Annotated in this window: 25 protein-coding genes and 7 pseudogenes; 15 read left to right on the top strand and 17 right to left on the bottom strand. The window is 35.2% G+C overall.

Annotated features, from left to right (window positions below; translation table 11 throughout):
- Nucleotides 1-27: 27 nt before the first annotated feature.
- The 6 genes and pseudogenes from IGL70_RS13165 to IGL70_RS13140 all read left to right on the top strand — a co-directional run.
- A pseudogene (locus IGL70_RS13165) lies at nt 28-1134 on the top strand (IS4 family transposase).
- 321 nt (nt 1135-1455) lie between these two features.
- Complete coding sequence (locus IGL70_RS13160) at nt 1456-1665, top strand: DUF3173 domain-containing protein (RefSeq protein WP_002290357.1); 210 nt, start codon at nt 1456-1458, stop codon at nt 1663-1665.
- Nucleotides 1666-1768: 103 nt separating this feature from the next.
- Nucleotides 1769-2728 carry an IS30 family transposase gene (locus tag IGL70_RS13155; protein WP_000222573.1) on the top strand — a complete coding sequence of 320 codons (960 nt, stop codon included), beginning with the start codon at nt 1769-1771 and terminating at the stop codon, nt 2726-2728.
- A 297-nt stretch (nt 2729-3025) separates the two neighbouring features.
- Nucleotides 3026-3211, top strand: a complete 186-nt coding sequence (locus IGL70_RS13150; protein WP_240187869.1) for a hypothetical protein — start codon at nt 3026-3028, stop codon at nt 3209-3211.
- A 69-nt stretch (nt 3212-3280) separates the two neighbouring features.
- Nucleotides 3281-4648, top strand: coding sequence for an ISL3 family transposase (locus IGL70_RS13145; RefSeq protein ID WP_043921381.1), 1368 nt, complete (start codon nt 3281-3283; stop codon nt 4646-4648).
- A 41-nt stretch (nt 4649-4689) separates the two neighbouring features.
- Nucleotides 4690-5385, top strand: a pseudogene (locus IGL70_RS13140) (site-specific integrase); the annotation flags it as partial.
- Nucleotides 5386-5491: 106 nt separating this feature from the next.
- Here IGL70_RS13140 and xerS read toward each other — a convergent pair.
- Nucleotides 5492-6577 carry a tyrosine recombinase XerS gene (gene xerS, locus IGL70_RS13135; RefSeq protein WP_002290352.1) on the bottom strand — a complete coding sequence of 362 codons (1086 nt, stop codon included), beginning with the start codon at nt 6575-6577 and terminating at the stop codon, nt 5492-5494.
- A 333-nt stretch (nt 6578-6910) separates the two neighbouring features.
- Between xerS and IGL70_RS13130 the strand changes: the two genes are divergently transcribed.
- Together IGL70_RS13130 and IGL70_RS13125 are read left to right on the top strand one after the other, a co-directional pair.
- Nucleotides 6911-7144, top strand: a complete 234-nt coding sequence (locus IGL70_RS13130; protein WP_002290351.1) for an addiction module antitoxin — start codon at nt 6911-6913, stop codon at nt 7142-7144.
- Nucleotides 7141-7548, top strand: coding sequence for a type II toxin-antitoxin system death-on-curing family toxin (locus IGL70_RS13125; protein WP_080346340.1), 408 nt, complete (start codon nt 7141-7143; stop codon nt 7546-7548). Before IGL70_RS13130 ends, IGL70_RS13125 begins: the two co-directional genes overlap by 4 nt.
- A gap of 450 nt (nt 7549-7998) precedes the next feature.
- Here IGL70_RS13125 and IGL70_RS13120 read toward each other — a convergent pair whose 3' ends face one another.
- Complete coding sequence (locus IGL70_RS13120) at nt 7999-8508, bottom strand: hypothetical protein (protein WP_002295345.1); 510 nt, start codon at nt 8506-8508, stop codon at nt 7999-8001.
- A gap of 213 nt (nt 8509-8721) precedes the next feature.
- Nucleotides 8722-11619 (bottom strand): annotated as a pseudogene (locus tag IGL70_RS13115) (type I restriction endonuclease subunit R); the annotation flags it as partial.
- Between the two features lie 161 nt (nt 11620-11780).
- On the opposite strand from IGL70_RS13115, the gene tnpA (IGL70_RS13110) reads away from it, so the two are divergent.
- Together tnpA (IGL70_RS13110) and tnpB are read left to right on the top strand one after the other, a co-directional pair.
- Entirely contained in the window at nt 11781-12185 is a 405-nt protein-coding gene (tnpA, locus tag IGL70_RS13110) for an IS200/IS605-like element ISEfa4 family transposase (RefSeq protein WP_002287522.1), read from the top strand.
- A gap of 16 nt (nt 12186-12201) precedes the next feature.
- Complete coding sequence (tnpB, locus tag IGL70_RS13105) at nt 12202-13350, top strand: IS200/IS605 family element RNA-guided endonuclease TnpB (RefSeq protein WP_002287525.1); 1149 nt, start codon at nt 12202-12204, stop codon at nt 13348-13350.
- 312 nt (nt 13351-13662) lie between these two features.
- Here tnpB and IGL70_RS13100 read toward each other — a convergent pair whose 3' ends face one another.
- The 5 genes from IGL70_RS13100 to IGL70_RS13080 form a co-directional block, all read right to left on the bottom strand.
- A complete protein-coding gene (locus IGL70_RS13100) occupies nt 13663-14370 on the bottom strand; it encodes a hypothetical protein (protein ID WP_002322978.1) in 708 nt (235 codons plus the stop codon).
- Nucleotides 14363-14800 (bottom strand): hypothetical protein, encoded by a 438-nt coding sequence (locus IGL70_RS13095; protein ID WP_002305049.1) that lies wholly within the window; start codon nt 14798-14800, stop codon nt 14363-14365. Before IGL70_RS13095 ends, IGL70_RS13100 begins: the two co-directional genes overlap by 8 nt.
- Before the next feature lie 15 nt (nt 14801-14815).
- The gene (locus IGL70_RS13090) at nt 14816-15067 is read right to left on the bottom strand and encodes a hypothetical protein (protein WP_002287517.1); all 252 of its coding nucleotides are present in this window, start codon (nt 15065-15067) and stop codon (nt 14816-14818) included.
- A complete protein-coding gene (locus IGL70_RS13085) occupies nt 15067-15273 on the bottom strand; it encodes a hypothetical protein (RefSeq protein ID WP_002324499.1) in 207 nt (68 codons plus the stop codon). The genes IGL70_RS13090 and IGL70_RS13085 overlap by 1 nt, the downstream gene beginning before the upstream one ends.
- Nucleotides 15274-15720: 447 nt before the next feature.
- Nucleotides 15721-15981: a hypothetical protein gene (locus tag IGL70_RS13080; RefSeq protein ID WP_002346647.1), complete on the bottom strand. Its 261-nt coding sequence runs from the start codon at nt 15979-15981 to the stop codon at nt 15721-15723.
- 154 nt (nt 15982-16135) lie between these two features.
- Here IGL70_RS13080 and IGL70_RS13075 point away from each other — a divergent pair, with 154 nt between their 5' ends.
- Nucleotides 16136-16258, top strand: a complete 123-nt coding sequence (locus IGL70_RS13075; RefSeq protein WP_002295624.1) for a putative holin-like toxin — start codon at nt 16136-16138, stop codon at nt 16256-16258.
- Between the two features lie 158 nt (nt 16259-16416).
- Here the strand turns inward: IGL70_RS13075 and IGL70_RS13070 are convergent.
- From IGL70_RS13070 to IGL70_RS13050, 5 genes and pseudogenes are all read right to left on the bottom strand, one after another.
- A pseudogene (locus tag IGL70_RS13070) lies at nt 16417-16620 on the bottom strand (hypothetical protein).
- A pseudogene (locus IGL70_RS13065) lies at nt 16615-16701 on the bottom strand (IS200/IS605 family transposase); the annotation flags it as partial. The pseudogenes IGL70_RS13065 and IGL70_RS13070, both read right to left, overlap by 6 nt.
- A gap of 267 nt (nt 16702-16968) precedes the next feature.
- On the bottom strand, nt 16969-17445 hold the full coding sequence (locus tag IGL70_RS13060; RefSeq protein WP_002305045.1) for a PTS sugar transporter subunit IIA: 477 nt from the start codon (nt 17443-17445) through the stop codon (nt 16969-16971).
- Between the two features lie 12 nt (nt 17446-17457).
- The gene (locus IGL70_RS13055; RefSeq protein WP_002305043.1) at nt 17458-18960 is read right to left on the bottom strand and encodes a PTS transporter subunit EIIC; all 1503 of its coding nucleotides are present in this window, start codon (nt 18958-18960) and stop codon (nt 17458-17460) included.
- A gap of 13 nt (nt 18961-18973) precedes the next feature.
- Entirely contained in the window at nt 18974-19663 is a 690-nt protein-coding gene (locus tag IGL70_RS13050) for an N-acetylmannosamine-6-phosphate 2-epimerase (protein ID WP_002305042.1), read from the bottom strand.
- A gap of 160 nt (nt 19664-19823) precedes the next feature.
- On the opposite strand from IGL70_RS13050, the gene IGL70_RS13045 reads away from it, so the two are divergent.
- The 3 genes and pseudogenes from IGL70_RS13045 to IGL70_RS13035 all read left to right on the top strand — a co-directional run.
- On the top strand, nt 19824-20642 hold the full coding sequence (locus tag IGL70_RS13045; protein WP_002305041.1) for a MurR/RpiR family transcriptional regulator: 819 nt from the start codon (nt 19824-19826) through the stop codon (nt 20640-20642).
- A 489-nt stretch (nt 20643-21131) separates the two neighbouring features.
- Complete coding sequence (gene tnpA / locus IGL70_RS13040) at nt 21132-21515, top strand: IS200/IS605 family transposase (protein WP_033603157.1); 384 nt, start codon at nt 21132-21134, stop codon at nt 21513-21515.
- Between the two features lie 16 nt (nt 21516-21531).
- Nucleotides 21532-22341: pseudogene (locus IGL70_RS13035) on the top strand (RNA-guided endonuclease TnpB family protein); the annotation flags it as partial.
- Here IGL70_RS13035 and IGL70_RS13030 read toward each other — a convergent pair.
- Nucleotides 22339-23292 (bottom strand): IS30 family transposase, encoded by a 954-nt coding sequence (locus IGL70_RS13030; RefSeq protein ID WP_113805648.1) that lies wholly within the window; start codon nt 23290-23292, stop codon nt 22339-22341. The pseudogene IGL70_RS13035 and the gene IGL70_RS13030 sit on opposite strands and share 3 nt — an antisense overlap.
- Nucleotides 23293-23387: 95 nt before the next feature.
- On the opposite strand from IGL70_RS13030, the pseudogene IGL70_RS13025 reads away from it, so the two are divergent.
- A pseudogene (locus IGL70_RS13025) lies at nt 23388-23747 on the top strand (RNA-guided endonuclease TnpB family protein); the annotation flags it as partial.
- A 155-nt stretch (nt 23748-23902) separates the two neighbouring features.
- Here the strand turns inward: IGL70_RS13025 and IGL70_RS13020 are convergent.
- From IGL70_RS13020 to topB, 3 genes are all read right to left on the bottom strand, one after another.
- The gene (locus IGL70_RS13020) at nt 23903-24499 is read right to left on the bottom strand and encodes a type IV toxin-antitoxin system AbiEi family antitoxin domain-containing protein (protein ID WP_002305039.1); all 597 of its coding nucleotides are present in this window, start codon (nt 24497-24499) and stop codon (nt 23903-23905) included.
- A gap of 80 nt (nt 24500-24579) precedes the next feature.
- Nucleotides 24580-24729 carry a hypothetical protein gene (locus IGL70_RS13015; RefSeq protein ID WP_002326517.1) on the bottom strand — a complete coding sequence of 50 codons (150 nt, stop codon included), beginning with the start codon at nt 24727-24729 and terminating at the stop codon, nt 24580-24582.
- A 15-nt stretch (nt 24730-24744) separates the two neighbouring features.
- On the bottom strand, nt 24745-26949 hold the full coding sequence (gene topB / locus IGL70_RS13010; RefSeq protein ID WP_002326518.1) for a type IA DNA topoisomerase: 2205 nt from the start codon (nt 26947-26949) through the stop codon (nt 24745-24747).
- Nucleotides 26950-26953: the final 4 nt, after the last annotated feature.

The following is a 26953-nucleotide window of genomic DNA, read 5'->3' as shown; positions in this document are numbered from 1 at the left end:
TCCAAGACCAATAAAAAGGACTCATACATGGATAAGTATAAAACAAATACAGCATTTAATAAATGGTTTTCTGCCATAAAATTAGGAAAACTTTCTGTCAACTCCCAAAAATGTATTTTTGATTACAATTCGTATCGTAAAAAACTGTCTTTTGAAGCTGTGCTCAAGCTCTTTCTCTACGCAGTTAATGAAGAAAAAGAAAGTTTGCGTGATTTGAGTACAGCTCTTATCGACCGATCGCTCCAACTAGAAACCGATGTGTCATCGATTAGTCATACCCAATTGTCTCGAGCATTTAATGCACTTGAACCTAAAGTGTTAGAAGAAATTTTTCAACAACTGTTAGAAAAAGTTCAACATCAAATCAAACCAACCAAGCGAAATCATCTGTATCTGATTGATTCCAGTACGTTTTCGCTTAGTTTAAAATGTCATAAGTGGGCGACTTTCCGTAAAACCAAGTCAGGTATTAAATTGCACTTGAACTTCTGTTATATGGATGATGCCACGATGTATCCAACTGATTTTACATTAACCAATGCACACGAACATGATGTCAATCAACTGACAGTACTGGTGAATGAACCAGAGGCAACTTACGTGTTTGATCGTGGGTATTAGGACTTTGAAAAGATGGATCAGATGCATTGGGATGGCTATTTCTTCGTCACTCGGATTAAAAAAAACACCAAAGTTCACGTGATAGATACTCTGGAAACATCGCCAGAAACAGAAATTCTACGAGACGAGCTGGTTCGTTTAGGATCTAAAACCTATCTAACCGCCAATTTCCGACTAGTCACTGTTCAAGATAAGAACGGACGTGTGTTTCAATTTATCACCAATCGAATGGACGTCTCTTCAAAAGAAATCTCTGATATGTATCACGCTCGTTGGCAAATCGAATTGTTTTTCAAGCACATCAAACAACACATGACCATTAAAACCTTCTTTTCTCAAAGTGAAAAAGGCGTGCAGAATCAATTGATTTTAACGATGATTTCCGCTCTCCTCACGTTTCTCATCAAATTGGAGACGAAAACGGAAAAATCAGTGTTCCAAATCAAACGATTCTTTCGTTATTTACTGTTTCAGCCCTTTGAATGTTGTCTAGAAAAATTAATTCCCACATGAGAAAAAAGAAATTTGGCTCGTTACTTTTGGTTTTCAGTTGAATAACAGATAAAAAATTTTCTGGAAAAAGTCATCCTCTGCGTCAGCACAGTTTTTTTTGACTTATTTTCAGAGGAAATAGTTTTCAGAATATTCTAAAATGTTTTATGCAACACTAGTGATATTTTTTAGAATTAGATTTCTAATGTGCATTTTTTGAGTATTAAGGAGCAAGTATACAAAGATTTATAAAGCTGATTAAATTTGAATAAAAATATGCAGGAACGCTACTATTTTTAGTAGTGTTCTTTTTTATATTTGAATAAAAAATGTGGAGGTTAAATGGTGGTTATAACAAAAAATGAATTAATGAAATTAGGTTATGGGAAGTATCAGTCTGAGAGAATCATACGACAGGCAAAAGCAATTATGGTTTCAAAAAGCTATACCTATTACGAAAATAGAAGATTAGGACTAGTACCTGTTGAATCTGTAGAAGAAGTTTTAGGTATGAAGATAGAGGTAGAGGAGGATTTTCAGAATCATGGTTAATTTTAAAAAACGCCGATTGTAAAATTAAGCTAGACAACTAAAAAAGTCATTTGTGCTACACTCAAAATAGTTCCGTCCAAAGAATTATAAGGAGTGAGTACAAATGACCTATACCCATCTTACAACGGATGAACTTGTAATGATAGAGTCTTATTTCAAAATAAATCAATCTGTTGCGAAAACTGCGCATTGCTTGAATCGTTCAAGACAAACGATCCATAAAGTATACCTGTTCTTCAAGCAAGGAAAATCAGCCTTAGAGTACTATCAACAGTATAAGAAAAACAAATCAAACTGTGGTAGACGCCCGCTTGTTTTACCTGAGGAACAATCAGAATATATTCAAAGAAAGGTTGTTCAAGGATGGACACCCGATGTGATTGTTGGTCGTGCAGCGTTTCCTATTCGTTGTTCTGCTCGTACCATTTATCGTATGTTCAAAAAGGGGCTATTTAATCCTTCTGACTTACCGATGAAAGGCAAGCGTAAACCAAATGGACATCAAGAAAGACGTGGAAAACAAGCTTTCCGTCGCTCTATTCATGAACGTGAAAAAGATTATAGCCAATTCTCAAATGAGTTTGGTCACCTTGAAGGTGACACTATCGTAGGTTTGAAACATAAAAGTGCTGTAATTACCTTAGTTGAGCGATTATCAAAAGTTATCATCACATTGAAACCGTGTGGTAGACAAGCGATTGATATTGAAAACAAATTAAATCATTGGTTTGAATCTGTACCGAAAAATCTATTCAAATCCATCACTTTTGATTGTGGAAAGGAATTTTCAAATTGGAAACAGATCAGTAATGCCAATGATATTGCCATTTATTTCGCTGATCCAGGAACGCCGTCTCAAAGAGGCCTAAACGAGAATTCTAACGGATTGTTACGTAGAGATGGTTTATTGAAATCTATGGATTTCAATTCAGTAGATGAATCTTTTATTCAATCTGTCGCATCGAAACGAAATAATATTCCTAGAAAATCACTGAATTATCGAACACCTTTGGAAGTATTTTTGAGTTACGTAAGTATTGATGATTTGTCTAACTTAATTTGACAATTAAGAAAAGATAAAAATGGGAAATATCATTTTACTGCTAGTTTGGGATTCGACAAACGAACAGGGAAAAGAGTACAAAAAAACGTAGAGGGGTTAAAACAGTTAAAGAAGAAAAAAAGCGTATACCGAACTTGTTTCTAATTATGGAAAAGAAGCAGAAACTTCTCAAAGTACTATGTTGTTTGAGGAGTTTTTTTATAAATTATTCCTACCTTATTATCAAGGGAAAGTAGAAGAAAGAACATATAAAAATCGGTTATCTACAATCAAAAAAACTTTTCTTATTTCTTTAAAATGGAGTTAAGAGAAATACGTCCAATTGACATTCAAAAGTGGCAAAATAATTTATTGAGCAAATATAAAAATTCTTATGTAAGAAACATGTATGGGATTTTTCAGATGTCATTAGATCGAGCAGTTGTTTTGGGACTACTTGAAAAAAATCGGTTCAGTATAAATTCTTGTGTAAATAGAAATTAGATAACAAAAAAAGAAGGGTTGTCCCTTACAATGTTAATAACGACAAAAACATGGGGAGCCCTTCTTACTATGAATTATACAGAACTGTCAGTTACTACTCAAGATGTTATGCCTAACAAAGGTGTCTTATCCTTTAATTCTGGTCTTACCGACTTTATTCAAGTTGGCGAGCCAATTCAAAATGAAGGTGGATTAACCTTTGTAGGAAAGCTAGATGAGCGTGGTGATACCTTCTGTCCTAATTGCTCAAGAAAACTAGTTAAAAATGGGTCTTTAGAATCTACCCTTAAGCACGTCGCTATTGGTGGAGTACACACCAATATCAGAGTGTCCTATGCACGTTTTCGTTGTCTTAACATTGATTGCCAATTCAACACTAGAAGCCAGTCTATCCCTTTTAAAGCTGATGGTTATCGCATCACCAAACCTTTAAAAGAATACACTGAGAAACTGTTAAGCTATGGCCTTACTCTAAAGGCAGTGGCTTGGCTTACTGGCTTGGACAAGATGACTGTAAAGTCAATTCACAAGTCTCTTCTACTGTCTAAATTTACAACTGATGGCAAGACACTCATAAAACCTGAAAGGCAGGCAAAATACTTAGCCATTGATGAGTTTAAGCTCCACGATGGCCATAAGTACGCCACCGCAATCATAGACTGGGAAACAGGGTATATTCTCTACTTAGCCCATGGCAAGAAGAAAGCCGTTGTTTTCGAGTTTATGGATCATGTTGGCGATGAGTGGATGTCAAAAGTTGAGGCGGTGGCTTGCGACATGAATTCAGACTTCGAAGAAGCTTTTAAAGGGCGCTATCCCAAGCTAGACATCGTCTATGATCGCTTCCACATTATCAAGAATTTCAACGATAAAGTGGTTTCAGAGATCAGAAAGGATGAACAAAGACGGCTGGCTGAAGAAGGCTCTCCAGAGGCTGCTAAGTTGCTTAAGAACTCACGTTACATCTTGATGTCTAAGAGGTCCACATTAGTTCAGAAGGACGAGGATGCCCGTCAAGGCAAGCTAGTGTCTACTGCTGGTGAAATATTCAATACACCAGAAATAAAGGCTTATGGCGGTAATGAAGCATGGTATGACGAGCTGTTGGAAGAAAACAAGCTCTTCTTCACAATAGACCTCGTCAAAGACTTGCTAGACCAGGCATACAACTCACATGACGAGGTGGAAATGTGCGTTAGACTTGAAGGGATCATAGACATCTGCAAGGCAACTGAGAATAGCCACTTTATTTGGTTTGCGCGTCTCTTAAATAACCATTTGAGAGGGATCTACACGTTCGCCAAATACGGGATATCAACTGGCAAACTTGAGGGTATCAACAATAAGATCAAGACTGAGAGACGTAAGGGTTATGGGTATCCAGATGATGAATACTTCTTTCTGCGATTAATGGAAATATCCCGAAAGGCATCCTAAATCTCACAGCCGTTTACACAAGAATTTATACTGAACCAAAAAATCCTGCAAAAGTTATTGGAAATGTGAAGAAAAGGAAAACTACAGTTGATTTTTGGACAAAAGAAGAATTTACAAAAGTTATTTCAACTTTTTATATTGATGATTTGTACCAACATTTTGGTTTTATTTGTATGTGGTTACTTTTTATGACCGTTATGCGTTTGGGAGAAGCCACTGCATTAACTTGGAAAGATATTGATTTTGAAAATAAAAACTTGCGTGTGAATAAAACACTCTATTATAAGAGAGCCAAAACCTATGAGTTTGTAGAACCCGAAACGGCTTCTAGTATTCGTACAATCGAACTAGACGACAATACAATTACCTTTTTAAAAGCTTGGAAGGAGCGTCAAGTTTCAATAGGAGGCATGTCGTTTGTACTTTCTTATAATGGAACACCTACTCAGAAATATACAATCCGTCATATTATGAGAAGACATGCAACGATCGTTGGTGTTCATATAATCCGCATACACGGATTAAGGCATAGTCATGCTTCTTTGCTTATATCACAATAAAAAGATGCACTTCGAATTAAAGAAAGGTTAAAACATGCTGATGTACAAACGACTTTAGGAACTTATGGTCATTTGTATCTAAATTCATTGAGAGAGATAACAAATGATCCCACAGATTATATCCAAACTAATTTTTCTAAAATCAAACCGACACCTATTTACGATAATAAAAAATAAATGATAAACAAAAGTAGGATCACACCAAAAGAAACACACTAGAAAAACTATAATACAGGCTTTTCTAGCGTGTTGTTTCTTATTTCCGCCTATTTATACATTATACTCATAAAGCATTTAATGCATCGATCGTAGCCGCATTGTCTATATGGGTATATAAAGTTGTTGTATTGGTACTTGAATGTCCCAATTGTTGGGCAGTTAATACCAATGAATTTGTCTGTTGGTAGAGTCTAGTAGCTAATGTATGACGCAGTTTGTGAGGGCTGACTTGAATTCTAAAGCCTTTTGAATATTTTGCTACCATCCGTTCGATTGCGATACCGGATATACGCTTGGCTTCTCCTTGGTAAATTGCTAGAAATAAAGCTTTTTCGTTTTCTGTTACTTTATATCGTTCTTTCCGAATAGCTAGATAATTAGCTAAATATTCCATTGCGAATGCTGCTATATTGACAGCATCTCTTTTATTTCCTTTTCTAGTTACTACCACATTATTCTTATCTAAAGATAGGTCATCTAAATTAATATTTATAACCTCGGAGAGTCTCAATCCAGATCCTAAAATCAGTGCATTGATCGCCAGGTCTCTTTCTACATCTCGTTGATAATAGATCAAAGCTCGTTTACTCAAAGTATTTTTATATTCATTGGCAATATAATCTAGATAATTTTGTGTATCCTTATCTAGAAATAATTTTTTCTCAATGGCATTGGCACGTGCAGCTAACGTAGTTTTATCTGTGATGGTTGCTACTTGATCCATAGGATTATTGTCTAAGTATGGTTTTCCTAGAGGATTATTGGAACTTTTCGAAAGATATTTAAATAGAACCTTTAATGCCGTGATATTTCTATTGATAGTAGAAGTAGATAGACCTAAGTTATTATTATCTTTGAGCTTAGTTTTTGTTGTCTCTTTTTTTACATTTTCTTTTGTGCGACGTTTCAAATGAGATTTGTACAAGTTTAGGTCATAGGCAGTTAACTGTCTTATCGAGGTGATAGAAGTATCAGGAACGATAGACTCACTCAGAAGCCATTCATAAAAGAGCTTATAATTTTTTAGATATTCTAAAGTGGTTCGAGGTGATTGATCTTTATCCTCACGATCTTGAACAAAATCTTTTATATAATCGGGCATATGAAGTATGATTGTATCTATTTTTTGATATATTTCTGTATTTTTCATGTCATTCATCCTTTCAATAAGTAGGGGAGAAGAGTACCTCTATAATTGGACTATACCAATTATAGAATGTTTTGTCAATTGGTATGCTCTAAAATTTATTAATTTGTTTCAAAAAAAGCATATAAACAGGTATACGTTTAATAATTTAAAATAAATGGTATACATAAATAGGGAAGGAAATAGAAGGGAGCAATCTAAATTTTTTGAATTTTCTTAATTAATTATATAGAAAGAACAATCTTTCTATAGAGTTAGACATGAGAGGGACTATGCTTGATTTAAAATCAACAAGCGTATATACTGTATATACAAAGAAAAAGGAGGGAGAAGACTATGGCAATTAAAGAAAGAAAATTTAGGGAAGTGGGGAACTCAGTAGTATTAACTATTTCAAAGGAGTTTCTTAAAGAAAATGGGTTAAATCCCGGAGATACGGTTTTTTTAGATGAAGAAAAACTTCGAGCGGCAATTACAAAAAAACAAGCCTTATCTGATGAAATTGATTTAGCAATATCTCAAGCATTAACTGAATATGATACTACTTTTAGAGAGCTTGTCGATAAATGAGTATTCATTACCTAGAAGCCAAAGATATTATAAAAATGAATGTAATCCAAATAAAAAAATACTCTCCTAATGAACCCCTTGGTGTAAAGGATGCGAATGCTTTAGAAATGTGTGTAGGGCAACTTCGAGCCTCAGCTTTTGGTGAAGAGGTTTATCCTTCGATTTATGAAAAAGCAGCTATCCTACTTATACAATTGATAAAGAAACATCCTTTTCACAATGCAAATAAACGTACTGCTTTCTTAGCTACTTTTGTCTTTTTGAAAATCAATGGACAGCTTTTAGCTATTGATCAAAAAGATGCTGTAAATTTAGCGGTATATATTGCTACATATGATAAGGATTTTGACCAACTAAAATATGAAGTGATCAACACTATAAAGACACATACGAAACCCATTTAAGGAGTTGCTGTATGTGTCTTTATAGTGTTATTAGCTGCTATAGCGAAATAATTGAAGTAAATTACAAATAGCTATAATTCAAATCCAACTATATAGAAAACGTAAATTTTCTATATACTTGGATATGCTGGAATGTTTAAGAGAGTAATTACATTTCTAGAAAATACAATAAAAATTACAGGATAATTAGCCATATCCTACCTCCTCTAGCAGTTGCTCAAAAGTTAGCACTAAGTAACTTCTTTTTTGTTGCTGGTAACAATTTATCAATACTAAAATAGCTTTTAAGTATCTAATAAATACTAATTTTAAAGCTCTTGATTATTATGAAACACGATATAACAATATTGCTATATCGTGCTATTGTAATATTATACATTTGAAGACAGCGTATTCTTGTTCTAATATCAGGAATTTTTTATAAATATCAGTCATATTAAGACTCAAAATTTATTGGTATGTTCCTCTGTATAGAGTTTGACCGTCTACCATTATATAGCAATTATTATCATTGTTGTCTTGCACCAATATACCGTTAAGGGTAGCACTAGGAGTAGTAACAATCACTGGAAACTCATGAGAAAGCTCGGTCATTTTTCCTGTTCTGCTAGAATCGTGTTCTATTGTCAAGCCATTTACTATAAACGTGAATACTTTACTTCCTATTGTTATAGTAGCTTTTTGAGAAACAGTTTCTGTAGCTGGAGCTGTGCTTCTTTCCGAATTTGTTAGGGTTTCACTGGATTCATTGCTATAAACAATTGTAGAGGATTCTACGGCTTCTTGAGTGTCCACGTTGGTGCTGCTAGCTTCATCTAGCTTCCTTTTGTATTGTTCGTTACTGATTGCTAAGCTTTCCCGTTGGTCATCAAGCTTATTCATTTCTGTAATGGTATAAAATAATCCTCCTGCTAGTGCTATATTAACAACTAAACTAACCGCAAATAATACCTTTTTCATTCTTCCTTCTCTTCTTTCTCTTTTTGTAATTCCTTACTTTTGGCTCAAAAAGTCACTTATTAAGTTTATACCAACCGAAGCTAAATATTTGTATATAACTATACATGTTATACCCGTGGTGCTAGTTAATTTTTTCCTCTAGGAAAAAATTAACTAGCACCACGGGTTAATCATATTATATTTTTATCATCCAGTTTATTGAATTCTTCTCGTTTACCTCAATTCATTCTCAAGTGGAATCAACTCATCATCTAACATTTTACGCCAGGCTCGCTTCATTTCTTGTGTGTATTTAAATGGCTTCGCTTCTGGATGTTTGGCTTTATATCCTTCGTAATCCTCACTGTTGATAATTGCTTTCATATTAGGAATTCGATCTTCACCTGGTAGATATTGCAGATTAGAAGCATGTAATTCTTTCTCAGAGACAAACCACTCATTGGAAAAGACATGAATCAAATCATCACTTGCTTGTGTAAAATAGCGACGTTTAATGACAAAGATATCTTCATTACTATCTAAAGTCCCCACATCAAATGCATTTAAAATTTGTCGGTAAACTTCTTTGACTCCTTCTGTTTTATTCAATTTAGCCAAAGCTTTTTCAATTTCTTCTCGTGCACCTGAACTATTCGCAGCATAAGTTCCTAGTAATTGATCAATATAAGTAGAATCAATATCATACAACTTAGTGGTATTTTCACTATAAAATTCGATCGTTGAAAAATCTTCTCCCTCTTTTTCTGGTTCTTCCTCTATTAAGGAACCCTTCACGGTCTCGTACACGCCAATTTGTTCTTCCAAAAGTTGAATTTGATTGTTCAAAGTTGAAGATTGCACCATGTCATCATTGTAATCGTCATAAGTCACTAACGATTCATACGCACGATTCAATTCTTGAAATGCTTTGACATATTCGATACGAGTTTCAAGAGGCGTATGTTCATCAATGGATTCCATGGATGAAACCTCTTTTAACTTACCATATGCTTGCTTGAATCTTTTTTTTGATTCCTGATAACTTGGATAAATCAAACCCGATTCTTCTTTTGCTTCTGAATACAGTTTTGTCGCATCCTCGACATTCTTCTCCATTGTCGCTGGCTTACGAAACGTCACAATCAATCCTTTTTTCTTTTCAGGATACGTACGGTTCGTACGTGAAAAAGCTTGAATCAATCCTGCATACTCTAGATTACGATCCACAAATAGGGTTTGAATCGTAGGTGCGTCAAAACCTGTCAATAGACGATCCACTACAATCACTAAATCGATTTGTTTCCCAAATTGTTTGAATTCCGCTCTTTTTCGTGCCAAACGATTATTGATGTCTCCGTTATAACGCTCAATGTCTGCTAAAGACCAGGAAGTATCATAATACTGATTATATTCCTCAATAATTTTTTGCATTTCTTCTTGTTGGACACTTGAATCTCGGCTGTTTTCTTCTAATGAATAGGTAATAGCGATTCGTGGAAAATCAGGATCCTCCATCGTTCTTCCTTCACGAATGGGCTGATTAGGAAACTCTTTTGTTAACCAGTCAGGTTCTTTCGTCATTTCTTTGATCGCTCGATAATACTTTTTGGCCATGTCAATGGAACTCGTGGTTAAGATCGCAGACTTCGTTGGACGGCCATTTCGAAAATTAAATTTTGTATAGGCATTATCTGGACGGAACATTTTATGAATGACTTTTTGGATATGTTCATCTGCTTCAAAAACAGCAGGGTCCAAATAACTTTCTTTTTTGATTGTCTCCATTTGATCGATCATACGATTGATCTGTTCTGATGAATACTCTGCATATGTTTCTACTTCTTTTAATTTCCGATAGATTTTATTCTCTAATGAAGTCGGCTCAACGGTGTTTTCATGCTCTACTTGAAATCCTAAAACAGAGCCATCTTCTAGCGCATTCTTGATGGTATAGGTATGCAAGACCTCTCCATACTGATCATGGGTCGTACGTGCTAATTGCCCTTTGGCTTGTTTCCGATTCTCAGGGAAAATTGGTGTACCTGTAAAGCCAAACCAAGTGGACTTCGGAAACATTTTTTTGATTTCTTCCATATTTTCAGCACTTAACGCTCGATGACACTCATCGACTACAAACACGATATGTTGTCCCATTAATTTTTGGAAGCGATTGGTTCCTTTTTTCTCTTCTTGTTTCTTTGCATATTTCAACGCCGCATCTAGTTTTTGACGGGTTGTAATGATTACAACATTTGCATTGGCATCTGCCAACAGAGTTTCACTTAACTCTTTGGCACTTCCTGTTCCAACGATCAAGCTATTCGCTTTGGCATTCCCGGAAGAAATCCCAGTATTAAATTCCGAAGCAAATTTCGTAAACTCTGCGGTGGTTTGATTATCTAAATCTTTGCGGTCCACTAACATGATCGTTCGATCGATCCCCGATTTTCGTGCTAAAAGCTTAGTAGATACAAAACTAGTCAACGTCTTTCCTGAACCAGTCGCATGCCACACATACCCTGATTGATGTTTATTTGCGGCAATAAACAAGGCTTGAATCGCATGCACTTGATAAGGATGTAACACCATGAGGGTTTTATTGTCTTGATCTTCACTGACAATCGTATAATCCGCAATCAAGCGATGGGCATCCGGGATATTTAGCACTTGTTTGCAAAACTCATATAAGTTTTCTACCTTTTTATTATCTTTCGTTCGCCAACTAAATAAAAACTTAGGATGTAAATCCTTCGGTAAGGCATTTGCAAAATACCGAGTCGTTTGTTCATTAGAAACCACAAACAACTGTAAGGTCGAAAAGATATTGTTCCGAAACATGCCTTCTTCTGCATATTTTTTGATTTGGTTAAAGGCCTGATGAAAACCATCTTTTGCGGTTACTTGTTTCAACTCGATTTGAACAATCGGTAATCCATTGATCAATAAGGTGACGTCAAAACGTCGATCCCGTGCTTCTATGTTACTTCCACGTTTTGCAATTTGATGGACCACTTCATAAGTAGAGATTCCTCCACCAATGTCTTGATTGGAATAAAGGATAAGTGAGACAGAACCTAATTGCGAATCTTCCCGTTCAATCGTGATCCGAGCCATCCCATTTTCACCTTTTAACAGAATTAGGCAGAAGTCGCCCATCCTCTATAGGTGGGTGATGAATGCCGTTCGGTATGAGGGTTACCGTTGGTAACTCGAAGACCGACAACTAAGGCGTATTGCCTTTTTATTTTGTCCCATGTTACAATCAGTCTATACAAGAAATGAGTTGATATAACATGGAATTAGATACAAATAATCATTCAGTATTTCTTCTTTATTACCACCTTGTTTTAGTAACGAAATATCGTAGACAAGTGATTGATGATGAAATATCTGATTATGCCAAAACTACTTTTGAAAGAATTTCAGAATCGTATCACATTACTTTAGTGGAGTGGAATCATGATAAAGACCACGTTCATATTATGTTCAAAGCTCAACCTAAAACAGAATTGACAAAATTCATCAATGCCTATAAAAGTGCCAGCTCAAGATTGATAAAACGTGACTTTCCAAGAGTCAAACAATTTCTTTGGAAAGAAATGTTCTGGTCTAAAAGCTTTTGTCTTCTGACAACTGGTGGCGCACCAATTGATGTGATTAAGAAGTATATCCAAAATCAAGGAAACAATCATAAATAGAAAGTAGGTGAACTTTATGGAACAACTAAAAGCATACAAATTCAGAATCTATCCAACAGAGGAACAAGAAATCTTCTTTGCCAAATCTTTTGGTTGTGTCCGTAAGGTCTACAATCTAATGCTTGATGACCGAAAAAAGGCGTATGAAGAAGTTAAAAATGATTCTTCTAAAAAAATGACTTTTCCGACACCAGCTAAATACAAGAAAGAATTTCCGTTTTTGAAAGAAATTGATAGCCTTGCTTTAGCCAATGCCCAACTTAATTTAGATAAAGCATACAAGAATTTTTTTCGGGATAAATCCGTTGGATTTCCACGTTTCAAAAGTAAGAAAAATCCTGTTCAGAGTTATACAACGAATAATCAAAATGGTACAGTTGCTTTGATTGATAGTAAATTCATCAAAGTTCCTAAATTGAAGTCATTAGTAAGAATTAAGCTTCATAGACAACCAAAAGGGATTATCAAATCTGCTACAATATCACGTCATTCTAGCGGTAAATACTATATTTCTTTGTTGTGTAAAGAAGAAATTATCGAATTACCTAAAACTAATTCCACAATTGGTATTGACTTAGGTATTATGGACTTTGCGATTCTTTCTGATGGACAAAAAATTGATAATAATAAATTCACGTCCAAAATGGAAAAGAAACTAAAGCGTGAACAACGCAAATTGTCTAGGCGTGCTTTATTGGCTAAAAATAAAGGTACCAATCTATTTGAAGCTAAAAATTATCAAAAACAAAAACGCAAAGTAGCTAGATTGCATGAAAAAGTAATGAATCAACGTACTGATTTTCTGAATAAGTTGAGTACAGAAATGATCAAAAATCACGATATTATCTGTATTGAAGACTTAAACACAAAAGGTATGTTGCGAAATCATAAATTAGCTAAAAGTATTTCTGATGTTTCTTGGTCAAAGTTTGTGACTAAATTACAATACAAGGCTGACTGGTATGGACGAAAAATCATCAAAGTAGATAAATGGTTTCCGTCTAGTCAGATTTGTTCAGAGTGCGGACATAAAGATGGCAAGAAATCTCTTGAAATTCGAGAATGGACTTGTCCTGTTTGTCATACTCATCATGATCGTGATATCAATGCTAGTATCAATATTCTGACCGAAGGTCTAAGACTACATTCTATGGGATTGGCTTAGATCCAATCATCAAGAACCGTAGGAACTACGGGGATAGCTTGGTAAATAAGAGACACCGCTGTTAGTAAAGAAATACGCTATCAAGTATGCTCTATTCCCAAGAAGCTCCCACTTCAAGCGTTAAGAACCGTCAGGTTTAGCTAAGTGGTGAGTAGTTCACATGTACGGCTGCACTAAGTCGCATGAGTATTTCTCCAACAAATAGGAATAATAATAAGGGAATAATTTTGTTCATATAAATCTCCTTCTTTCTCTTAGGTTTTCGGGCTTTGCTCGCTTATTTCACACATTCTCACTTTTCGGTATAAATGGTTATTGATCTTTTTTCCTTTCAAATCGTTGATATGGCATTCGTTTACGGTCAAGTTCATTTTGGATTTCTTCTGTATCGTCGTAAGTGTAGGTATCTAAAAAATCAGTTAAAGTCGTGTACCAGTCGTCGCCTGGGTTATCTACTTCTTCTACATATTCCCTCAAAAATACTTCGGGTACAGCGAGTTCATAATCCATTCCCATTAACACGATAGATTCCGTCCCACACGTCAAAAATTTAGTAAATACAAGGTAATAATCGTCTACCATCGCATCTTTGCTGTTTAGCTCTTCCATTTCTTCTTCCATTAATTCCATGCTCTCAAAAATTGAATAATATTCTGATTCTGAGTAATAGTGTTTCCTGCAAATCGTGTAGCTGACAAAGTTTTCGACCAGTTCACTCCTTTCTAGGTAAACATTCATGATATATTTTTCTGTTTCTAGTCGTAGAAGCTCCGCTCCTTTTTTTAATGTGTCAGGACGACGTTTATACACGTCTAAATAATTATTGCTGACTGTAACCTTCGTTTGACTCGTTTCACTTTCCAAATACAATTGTTCTTCGACTCTTTGAATAAAGTACTTCATTTCTTCCATACAACTAAAGTCTTTTTGAATCCGTCTGATTACTTCATTCAAATGTTCTTTGTTTGTTAAAAAGTGTGACACATCTTCCGTTGTTAGTTGATAAATCACCTTATTCATTTTCGTTGTCCTCCTTTTTCATGATGTAACATGCGCCATACTTGTTGACATTTTCTAAGTAGTCCAACCATTCACTTGAAACAGTCTTGGCTTTTTTCGTTTCGACAAATTTCCCATACGTTAGTTCTAAAGCTTGGTATTCAGAAGGTTTGATAGTGTTTGGCTTGACGCCTGCTTCCAAGCATAGTAAGGCTTGGAAAAACCATTGTCCATTTTGCTTTTTCAGTTCTTCAAGCGTTCGATAGTAGGTCGCAATGAGATTCATTTCGACACCCGATTCAATCATTTCTTCCACAGCTACCGACAATCTTTCCTTATAATGTTTTTTTGGAACACGTGTCTCATTGTATAGGAATGTCATATCCTCCATTTTTTGTGCCATTTTATCCAAAGGTAATTTGACAAATTCGTCATAGTAATTTTGAGCCATATTTTTTTCTCCTTTTTAGTTCTCTAATTTGGTTAACCAATATTCGTTTTCATAAGTTTCCATGTTTTCTTGATAATGCAGTTCATATCCTGCAATCTTCACTAGGTCTTCAAATAGCATAGTCGGTGCATCCTCTACTAAAGGGGTTTCTATCGTCCAGTACCGCGGAATAAGTAAAGCTTCTGCTACTTTTTCAGAAATGACTTCTTTGTCCACCAAAATTTGAACGACTTCTTTTACAGTCAATAATTTGTGTTGTGTTTTCATCAGCGTTTCTTTCCTTTCTCATCAATCAAAATATAATCGCCATAAGACAAGGTATATTTTTTCCCGCATGTTGGACATTGATACAAACAATAGCTTTTGATACATTTCGCTCTTTCTCCACAATCGCATTCGACAGTATATGGTGCATGATAGTTTGGGAATAATTCGCTGAAGGGAACACCCCAATAATCAAATTTCTTTCGCATGATTGATTCTGCCTCCTCTTAGGAAAGGTTTTACTTCCTTTCGTTAGTTCTTTCTTTATTGATTTGTTGGCCAGAATGAATCAACTAAAAGCGACAAGGACAAGGGCGTGCAGCGTGCCATTTACCCTTGTCCTTGTCGCTTTTTGGTGATAAAAGGCAACTTGTTGCCGGTCTGGCAAATCAATAAAGAGATAGCGAACAGGAACGAACCTTTTGGTGAGAGGAAGTTTTTTCTATTTTGTCTTGCTTTGCAAGACCCCTTATCTTAGTGAACGTGCAACGTTCACTTCCTTTCTTCTCGAACGGCGGTGGCGGTTGGAGTGAGAGAGAGGTTTTTCAATTGAGAAGGCGCTTGCGCCTTCCTAAAAAGGCCTTTTCATTTTTCTTGTTTCTATGTAAAACAAAAAGAGCTGCAATCCTCATTTAGGACTGCAGCTCTTCTTTTATTTATATGCCCATTAATCTCGTAAAATGATCAGGGTTTCTAATTTGCATTGATTCAATGACTAGTTGATTTCGTTTATTGAAGTGACCTGTCACTGAAATAGTATACTTGCCTTCTTCCAAAATCAGCAATTTATCCGCTATTTCTATATTGGCCACTACACAATTGATTGGTTCATGACTCGTGTGTAATGTAAATCGCACAAGCAATGGCTGTGTCTTGATCACCCGAATTTTATCGAGTAAACCAGTATAATATTCCATCGCGATCACCTCGATAAAATTATAGCAAAACCAGCTAAAATTGAGAATTTTTATTCGATTTTAGATATGCTATAATAATCAAGACAGTAAAGTTTGAAGACGGTGGCGACTTCTGGAAAGGTGGTGGTGCTTATGAATGTAAGTGCTAAAATCTATGAAAGGAGTAAGCCTTTTGTCCGCATATGAGACAATTCAAACCATTCTTGGTTTTGGTATGTTTACCATTGCTTTGATTAGTTTGATTGTAAATATGCTTAAAAATGACAAAAAGAAATAACCGTCTACTTTAGCAGGTCAGCGGTTATTTCCAAATAACTATTATTCTGCCACCGTTCTTTAATCGGTGCTGTTACTGAGGGGTTGTTCGTGCAACTCCTCTTTTTCACGTTCATTATAGCAATATTTCGCAAGAAGTTCAATGATTTCCCGTTAACCCTACATATAAAGCGGTAGAATAGCCGTAAGTATAACAGCTGTCGCGGCTATTGTGACTTTAGTCAATCACCAAAAGGAATTATCCTTTCCTGCTCTTTTTAAAAGATAAGAACAGACAAGATACACGAATACAAGAAATAGTGATCCTTTCGCAATTCTATTTACCAAAGGATTTTCAGTGACGCCCAAAGAAATCCCGTCTATTACTTGTCTACGATATTTTGTTACTAAAATAAGGTGGTAATAAAGAAGAAATACTGAATGATTATTTGTATCTAATGTCATGTTATATCAATCCATTTCTTATATAGACTGATTGAAACATGGAACAAAATAAAAAGGAAATATGTCTTAATTGTCGGTTTTCGAGTTACCAACGGTAACCCTCATACCGAACTGCATTCATCACCCACCTATAGAGGATGGGCGACTTCTGCCTGAATTACGTTAAAATAAAAAAATGAACAGAAAGAAAACAGTTCTTTCTGTTCAGCAACTTCATTTTACAAATATCCTATTTAGCTTATTTTATAGCTTTTTATATACACTTTTTTAAAAAGTGATTTTTCCACATGAATTCCCATGAGCAATTCGACCATTATCTATTATTAAATCATTGAACTGGTTTTTCTCCGGAAAAACAACTATAACAGAAGTATCTTTACCAGATTTTATTATTTTGTCAAAATCCACATCAACCAACGAGGTTTCAGGAGTAACATCATCATTTTCTTGAACACAAATCGAAAAAGGCTCTCCTTGTAATTCGACTGTATCAATTCCAATATGAATCAAATAATCAATGCCTGAGTTGCTTTTTATATTAATAGCATGTTTAGTAGGAAATATATTTGTTACTCGACCAGCCAATGGAGCATAAATTTTTGAACCATCAGGTACGACGGCAAAACCATCACCTAGTAATTTTTGTGAAAAGACAGGATCATTTACTTCTGTGATGGAAATGATTTTTCCGGAACAAGGTGCATAAAAAGTTTCTTGTTTTTTCTTTTTGAAAATTTCAAACATATTAAAAACCTCCTAATTATCTTTTCCTAATATTTGATTGATTTCTTGACTTAGTAAGTCAGCTTTCCCTCCAAAAACAGCTTGGATACCACCCTTCACTTCGAAGACAGCAGTTGCACCAGTGTCTTTTATTGTTTGTTTTTGAATAATCTCCCCATTCGTAACAGCAACACGCAAACGAGTTGCACAAGCTTCAACAGACTCAATATTTTCTTTTCCACCAAGAGCTTCAATAATGATAAGAGACTCTTCATGTAATGATGTATTTTTGTTTATTACTTTTTCAGAATGAACTTCTACTTCTTCTTCCATTCCAGGAATAGCTACCTTAAATTTTTTGATAAAGAATGTAAAAACAAAGAAATATATAAATGCCCATGCAATACCAAAAGGGATTAATTTTAACCAATTAGTTTTGTCATTCCCTTGAAGTACACCGAATAATAAAAAGTCGATCAAACCACCTGAAAAGGAATTCCCTACACGAATATTTAAGATATCAGCAAAATAAAAAGATAATCCATCTAAGAATGCATGAATCACATAAAGCCAAGGAGCAACAAATAAAAACATATATTCAACTGGTTCAGTAATTCCAGTTAAAAATGAGGTAAGGGCCCCGCTAAAATAAAGCCCACCATTCTTTTTACGATTTTTCTTAGGAATTGCACGATACATTGCATAACATGCTGCAGGTAAGCCAAACATCATTGTTGCAAATCTTCCTGCAAAAAATCTAGTACCATAAGTAAACAGACCAGTGTGGTTTGGATCAGCTAGTTGGGCAAAGAAAATATTTTGGGCTCCAGCAATTGTTGACCCAGCTACAGTTTCGGTACCACCTAAAGATGTATACCAGAACAAAGGGTAAATGGTGTGGTGTAGTCCAACAGCACCTGTTAAACGCAATAAAAAACCATATAAAAAAGTTCCTAAACTACCCATTTGAGCAATTTGTTCACCAGCAATTACTAAACCATTTTGAATTGGTGGCCAAATTAAATAAAAGAAAGAACCAATAATGATTGCAGCTAAACTAGAAACAATCGGAATAAATCTTGATCCTCCAAAAAAACCTAAGAATTGTGGTAATTCAATTTTTCTATATCGATTGTGTAAAAATGCAACAGTACCACCCACAACAATTGATCCCACTACACCTGTATCTAGTGTTGCATCTTTTGCTGAAAAAAGTTCAAGAAACCCACTAATAGTTGCAGTATATACTAGATAAGCTACCCCACCAGCTAAACCAGCTGTTCCTTTATCTCCGTTTGCAAGTCCTACAGCAATACCAATTGCAAAAATTAGTGCTAGGTTTGCAAAAACTGCATTGCCAGCATAACTCATAATACTTAAAATTGTATGCAACCACGGTTGAGCTAAAAATGGATAAGCATTTATAGCGCTCTCATTTGTTAGCGCTCCTCCCAATCCCAATAGTAATCCGGCTACTGGTAATATAGCAATTGGTAGCATGAAAGCGCGTCCTAATTGTGAAAATTTTTTAAACATTTTATTTCTCCTCCTAACTTAATGCTTTAACAAATCTTGATGCAATTTCCTGTGGTCGAGTAATAGCACCACCGACAACAATACCTGCAACTCCTATTTTTTTTATCTCTTTTGCTTGTTCTGGAGTATGAATCCTTCCCTCAGCAATTACACAAATTCCTTCTTCTACCAATTTTTTAATCAAATCTATATCTGGCCCATCTTGTTTTTTACTTTCCTCAGTATATCCACTTAAAGTAGTTCCTACAAAATCTATTCCTGCTTTATATGCATTTTTGCCTTCTTCAAATGTAGAAATATCTGCCATAAATAACTGATGAGGATATTTTTCTTTTATTTTAGTAATAAAAGAATTTATAGATAGTCCATCATGCCGCTTTCTAAGAGTGCAATCCAGAGCGATTACCTCAACACCGGTTTCTACTAATTCATCTACTTCTCTCATAGTGGCAGTAATGAATGGAGATTCTGGTGGATAATCTCTTTTAATAATTCCAATCATTGGTAATGATACACATTTTCTAATTTCAATAATATCTCGAACAGAATTTGCACGTATACCAACTGCTCCAGCCCTTTGAGCAGCCAAAGCAAAATAAGGCATTAAACTTTCTTCCTCTTTGTAAAATGGTTCACCAGGTAATGCTTGACATGAAACAATCAAACCTTTTGAAATAAGATCTAAAAACCTTTTTTTATCCATTATCCTAAACACTCCAATTTTTTATTATTTTTGGATAATAACTCCAAAAACAATATAGCATCCGCTTTCATAAAAGTAAAGATAAAAATGGAGTATTTAGGAGTTTTTTTTATTGTTTTGGAGTATAATGGAGAAAAGTTGAAATTATAGAGGAGTTTGTATGAATTATATCTATTTAATTAAAGAAAATTATCCATTTTTAACGAAGTCTGAAAAAAAAGTCGCTGATTTTATTTTAAATTCTGGGAAAACTATTATTTATAGTACGATGAGTGATATTAAGAAAAAAACAAAAGTTGGTGATGCTACTATTATTCGCTTTTGCCAAAAAATTGGTTTTTCTGGTTTTTCTGATTTAAAAATTGAAATTGCAAAGGAAGACTTTAGTCAAAAAAAAGAACATCCAACTAGTGTAAAGTACTATGATGAAATTGCTAATAATTTAACAGAAGCTCTCTATTCTACTATTAGGCTTTTAGACGAAGAAAAATTGAATGAAGCCATTAAAATGATCACTCAATCAAAAAACATATATATATTCGGAGTGGGATCTAGTGGAAATACTAGTCTTGATTTAGAAAATATGTTTCTTCGCGTAGGAGTTCAAGCAAAAGCTGTACTAGACCCTCATTTTCAATCCCAAGTCGCTTCTTTATTAACAGTTAATGATTTAGTAATCATTTTTTCTTTATCTGGAAAAACGAAAGATACTTATGATTCATTGAAAATAGCTAAAAAAAATGGCGCAAAAATTATTGCTATAACTAACTATATTCATTCACCTATAGGAAAGTCTGCAGACTTAGTTTTACAAACAGCCATTGAAGAATTTCTTAATGGTGGATCTTTAGATGGAAAAATATCACAACTTTATATTTGTGATCTATTAGTTCATGGTTATGAACAAAACAATAATATTGATTCAGTTGAATTAAGAGAAAAAGTTTTGCGCTCTATTATTGATAAAAGTATTGATTAAAACGCAATGCTTATGGGGTTCGAAACTTTTATCATTTCAAACGACGGATCATGATCTGCCACAGTAAAACCATTTTAACCAAATAAAAAGAACAGAAAGAAGTTTTTCTTCTTTCTGCTCAAATTATTCTAAGATTTCTCTTTACCAACATCATTTGACAAAGACCCGAAAATACACATAGACATCATCCCCTGAGTAGCCACGTCATAAACTTATTACAGTACCATTATATCATAGAATAAAGAACTTTATCTCGACCCAAAACCTGATTAGATTTTTTAAATATGTTGATTATTTTATGAATAGATATTTTCACTTTTCGGAATATATAGTTTTTTCAGTTATTTAGATTTCATGTTCCTTCCTCTTCTCTTTTGCATTTTTTTGTTGAGTTTCTTCTCTATCAATTACACGATATCCTCTAAGATCAAATAATCCATTTCGTTCTAATTCTTGCAAAATTTCCTGAACATCAATCAATCTATTTAAATTGGTGTATTTCTTCTTTATTACCACCTTATTTTAGTAACAAAATATCGTAGACAAGTAATTGATGATGAAATATCTGAGCATGCTAAAACGACTTTTGAAAGAATTTCAGAATCGTATCACATTACTTTAGTTGAGTGGAACCATGATAAAGACCACATTCATATTATGTTCAAAGCTCAACCTAAAACAGAGTTAACAAAATTTATCAATGCCTATAAAAGTGCTAGTTCACGTTTGATAAAACGTGACTTTCCAAAAGTCAAACAGTTTCTTTGGAAAGAAATGTTTTGGTCTAAAAGTTTTTGTCTTTTGACAACTGGTGGGGCACCAATTGATGTGATCAAGAAGTATATTCAGAATCAAGGGAATAATCATAAATAGAAAGCAGGTGAGTCTTATGGAACGACTAAAAGCATACAAATTTAGATTATATCCAACAGAAGAACAAGAGATTTTCTTTGCCAAATCTTTTGGTTGTGTCCGTAAGGTCTACAATCTCATGCTTGATGACCGAAAAAAGGCGTATGAAGAAGTGAAAAATGATTCTTCTAAAAAGATGAGTTTTCCAACACCCGCAAAATACAAGGAAGAATTTCCGTTTTTGAAAGAAATTGACAGTCTTGCTTTAGCGAATGCTCAACTCAATTTAGATAAGGCGTATAAGAATTTCTTTCGGGATAAATCCGTTGGATTTCCACGTTTCAAGAGCAAGAAAAATTCTGTCCAAAGTTATACAACGAATAATCAAAATGGCACAGTTGCTTTGATTGATAATAAATTCATCAAAGTTCCTAAATTGAAATCCTTAATTAGAATTAAACTTCATAGACAACCAAAAGGGATTATCAAATCTGCTACAATCTCACGTCATTCTAGCGGTAAATATTATATTTCTTTGTTATGCAAAGAAGAAGTTAGCGAACTACCTAAATCTAATTCTGCTGTTGGTATTGACCTAGGTATTACAGACTTTGCAATTCTTTCTGACGGTCGAAAATTTGATAATAATCAATTCACGTCCAAAATGGAAAAAAAACTCAAACGTGAACAACGTAAGTTGTCAAGACGTGCCTTATTAGCTAAACAAAAAGGTATCGATCTGTTTGAAGCTAGTAATTATCAAAAACAAAAATGTAAAGTAGCTAGATTGCATGAAAAAGTAATGAATCAACGTACTGATTTTTTGAATATATTATTTGTCAAATTAAGCGAGACAAAACTTTCCATTTACGTAACTCAAAAAAACTTCTAATGGTGTTTGGTAATTTAGTGATTTTCTAGGGATATGGTTTCTTTTGGACGCAACGGATGAGATGAATCCTTGATTGACTTGGTTGAAGTCCATTTCTTTTGGTAGTCCATCTTTTCGGAGGAGTCCGTTTGAATGTTCATTTAATCCCCGTTGGGAAGGCGTTCCTGGGTCTGCGAAATAAATATCAATATCATTCGTATTACTAATACTTTTCCAATTAGAGAATTCTTTTCCACAATCAAAGGTAATTGATTTGAAAAGATTTTTGGGTACGGATTGAAGCCATTCATTAATCGAATTTTTAATATCAACTGCCTTACGGCCTTCTGGTTTCAAGGCGATAATGGCTTTTGAAAGTCGCTCAACGAGTGTGATGACGGCACTTTTATGGTGGATGCCGATAATCGTATCACCCTCTAAATGTCCAAATTCTTCTTCGAAAACGACATAATCTTTTTTACGTTCAGAAATATTTCTTTTGAATGCCTGTTTTCCACGTTTTTCCTTATAACCATTTGGTTTTCGTTTTCCTTGCATCGGTAAATGTAAAACATTGAATTCTCCCGTCTTAAACCGGCGATAGAGGGTACTTACTGAACAAGAGAAGGTTCGCTCTGCACGGCCAATAATGACGTCTGGGGTCCAACCTTCAGTTGATCTTTTTGCAATGTATTCTTTTTCCTCAGCAGGAAAAATGATTTCGGTTCTCCCACAACGTCGCTTATTTTCTTTGTATTGTTCAAAGTATTCAAGTGCTGTTCCACCACATTTGAGAAAGTTATAGACATTGTAAATTGTTTGGCGTCCACGTTTAAGCTGCTTCGCAACGATAGCAACCGGAGTTTCTTGATGAAAATATGCTTCTATCATTACAAGCTCGTTTGGTGTAAGATGGGTATAAGTCATTTATGTTCACTCTCCTTGTATGCTTTAGCGGGTATTACAATTTGAGTGTAACATAAATGGCTTTTTTATTTGTCTCGCTTAATTATACAAACGGCGATAAGTTAAGTACAGAAATTATCAAAAATCACGATATTATCTGTATTGAAGACTTAAACACAAAAGGTATGTTGCGTAATCATAAACTAGCAAAAAGTATTTCGGATGTATCTTGGTCTAGTTTTGTGACTAAATTACAATATAAAGCTGACTGGTACGGACGTGAGATTATTAAGATAGATAAATGGTTTCCATCTAGTCAAATTTGTTCAGAATGTGGACATAAAGACGGTAAGAAACCGCTCGATATTAGAGAATGGACTTGTCTTATTTGTCATGCTCATCATGACCGAGACATCAATGCTAGTATCAATATCCTGACCGAAGGTCTAAGGCTACATTCTATAGGGTTGGCTTAGATTAACTAAACAAGAACCGTAGGGACTACGGGGATAGCTTGGTATATAAGAGAAACCGCTGTTAGTGAAAAAATAAACTATCAAGTACGCTCTGTTCCCAAGAAGCTCTCACTTCAAGCGTTAAGAACCCTCAGGTTTAGCTAAGTGGGGGTAGTTCACTTTAAAGCCATAATATAAGAGCGTATCGTTTTGTCTGTAGGCAAAATTCGTCGATACTCATTCAATTTTCTAAGATTTTTTCTGTCCGACTCCATGTAGTTTTTGATTGCTTTTACTTTGATTTCATCCTCAACGTTATACCAGGGATTCCAAATGTCACACAAGGTTCTTTCTGGATCATAAGCTATAACAGGATTCCCATAACGACTCTTTATTTCGATCTTACCTAATTCATACCATTCCGCTTTTGAATAGTGTAACTCAACTGCGAATTCTTTCAACCCCTTTTCAGAAACGTGATAACCGTAAGGTACGGTTAGATCGATCTGTCTAGGGATCATATCCGTTAAATCATATAAATCCAACGCGGTGATATGCGAAATAATGCCGCGCTCATATTTCTTTTGTGCCATAAACAATTCATCAGGAAATTGACCAGGTAAGGTGAAAAAACCTGGATACTCACGATCCAGCTCTCCACGATCTACCATACGTTTGATCGTTACAGGAGAAATGCCCGCTTTTTTGGCATCCTTCAAAGCCAAAGTTCCGTTAAATTCTTCTAGCAGCTTGTAAACCATTGCTTTTGTCATTTTCTCCCTCCTTTGTATACGTATAAACTTATAAATATAGTATAATATAAGTTTATGCGTATACAATAGCCAGGAAGATTTTATCGATCTAATTCAATTTCTTTTTGAATCCGTTGCTGGTTCTTTAATTGCTGAAGTCTTCTTTTACTGGCACGTAATTTCTCTTGTTCTGAACGAATTTTTGCTTTTTGATTTTCGATTTCTTGTTGTTTGTGTGTTGTATTTCGCATAAGATAACCCCTCCATTATTTTGTAGTGCGGCGTGTTCTTTTCTTATAGTTCGTTTTTTTCTTTTCAGAAAATTCAAAGCTCGTTGTGAAGTCTTCTTTTAGAACAATCGTTGCTTCAAACGAACCCTTTTGACCTTTTAATCCTTTCACTGGCTGGCTTGTTCGGCCATTTTGAATGATTTCCTTCAGCTGTGTCGCTGTGAGTTTCTTTTTGGCAATCGTTGTCCATAATCTAAAATCACAAGCTTCAGACGTACATGCGGCCACCTTATGATAGAGTAAAACTTCTTGTTCCTGGCATTTTGGACAAATCCCTAAATGACGCGCGGCTTCTTGCTTTTCACTGGCTGCTTTCACCTCTTGTAACGTCGATCCAAAATCAGTGGATTGGATTTGTCCTGGTACGACTTCCAACAAGTGAGAGACAAATTTTTGGATATTTGTTAGAAAAGTGGTTTGTGTTCCTTTTCGTTCACCGATCTTTAACAAGTAGCTTTCCCATTTGGCGGTCATTTCGGCACTTGTGAGCAGCGGTTCTTTTTCAACGGCTTGACAAAGCAAAATCCCTTTATTCGTCACAACGAGCTTATTTTTCTCTACCTTGATATATTCCTTTTGTTTCAAGGTTTCAATAATATTCGCCCGTGTCGCTTCTGTACCGATTCCTTCTACTTCTTTCAATATGGATTGCGCCTCTTCACTATCCACGGTTTTCCCAGCTGTTTTCATCGCAGTGATCAACGTACCTTCGGTATAAGGTTGTGGTGGCTTGGTTTCTTTTTCAAGGACTTGTAGATCTACCGTCACCGTTTCTCCTTTTGTCACTTTAGGAAGAAGCGGCTCTTCTTCCTTCTCTTTTCCCTCACTCTCTTTGCCAAATAACTTCTTCCAACCTAGATCTAGCGGCACCTTTCCGATTGCCTTTAACTGAAGCTGCTGAACTTGCGTCAAGATTGTTGTTTCTTCATAAGTATATTTTTCCGCAAACATCGCCACCGTTGTTTTTAACACTTGTTCATAAATAGCCTGCTGCAGTCGACTTAGTTGTTCAAAAGCCGCTGCTGTCATAACCGTTTTTGTAGGAATGATCGCGTAATGTTCCTGGACTTTCTTGTTATTCACATACCGACTATTCGGCGTATGAATAGGGGTAGGGATTGATTCGGCCTTTAAAAAATGCTTGTATTCATCTAAATGATCCAACAGATACGCATATTCCCCTTCCGTAATATAAGGGGTATCCGTTCGCGGATAGCTTAGATATTTTCCTTCATACAACCCTTGCATGGCTTCCAAAGTATCTTTGGCACTAGCTTTCATGAGTTGATTCATTTTAGACTGAAGGCTCGATAAAGAAAAAAGACGTGGGCTAGCCGCACTTTTTTTCTCTGTTTCGACTTGAAGGATCGTACCTGGCTGTTTTCCTAATTGAACACCTTTTTCTTTTAAATAGGCTTCAAATGCTTCTTGCGTCGCTTGGGTTTCATTTGGATCAAGCTTCGCATCAAATGCGCCATTTTGAGCGATTACTTGGGCTTTTCCTTCAAAATATGGTTCTTTTTGGAAGTTTCTAATCTTTTCCTGCAATTGATAAATTATGTAGAGCGTTGGGGTTTGAACTCTACCTAAAGAAAAACTTCCTGGTATGCCTTTTTGCTGCAAGAGTAAACTATACAGTGGGCTACCGTTCATGCCGATCAACCAATCGGCGATCTGACGTGCTTGTGCTTCTTCAAATTTGGGATAGGTCTCTCCTGCGTCTCTTAACTGCTGAAATCCTTGATAAATGGCTTCTTTTTCTAAGGAGTTGATCCAAAGTCTTTTAAATGTTTTTCCCTGATTTGCGCCTGCTTGTTGAATGATCGTCCAAGCGATCAGTTCCCCTTCACGAGCGCTATCTGTCGCAATAATAATGGTATCAGCCGATTGAAGTTGCTGTTTCACCACGTTGAATTGCTTTTTCTTATCTTTAGGAACATGATAGCGATAATGTGTAGGAAAAATAGGCAAATGTTCTAATGACCATTGTTTCCAATCTTCATCGTACATATCGGGCGAATCTAACTCGACTAAATGACCAAAGCCATAGGTGATCACAGTTTCACCAGGAAACAATCGATCTTGGATTTCAAAATACCCGTCTTTTCGGGTGGCTTTAGAAAAGCTATCGGCATAGGCCTTCGCTTGTGACGGTTTTTCTGCTAAAATGACAGTTTTCATCGTG

The organism is Enterococcus sp. DIV0901a (assembly GCF_051711525.1).
GTDB classification, from domain to species: Bacteria; Bacillota; Bacilli; order Lactobacillales; family Enterococcaceae; genus Enterococcus_B; species Enterococcus_B faecium.
The sequence above is the reverse complement of the archived record's forward strand: the minus strand, read 5'-3'. Positions and strand labels throughout refer to the sequence as shown.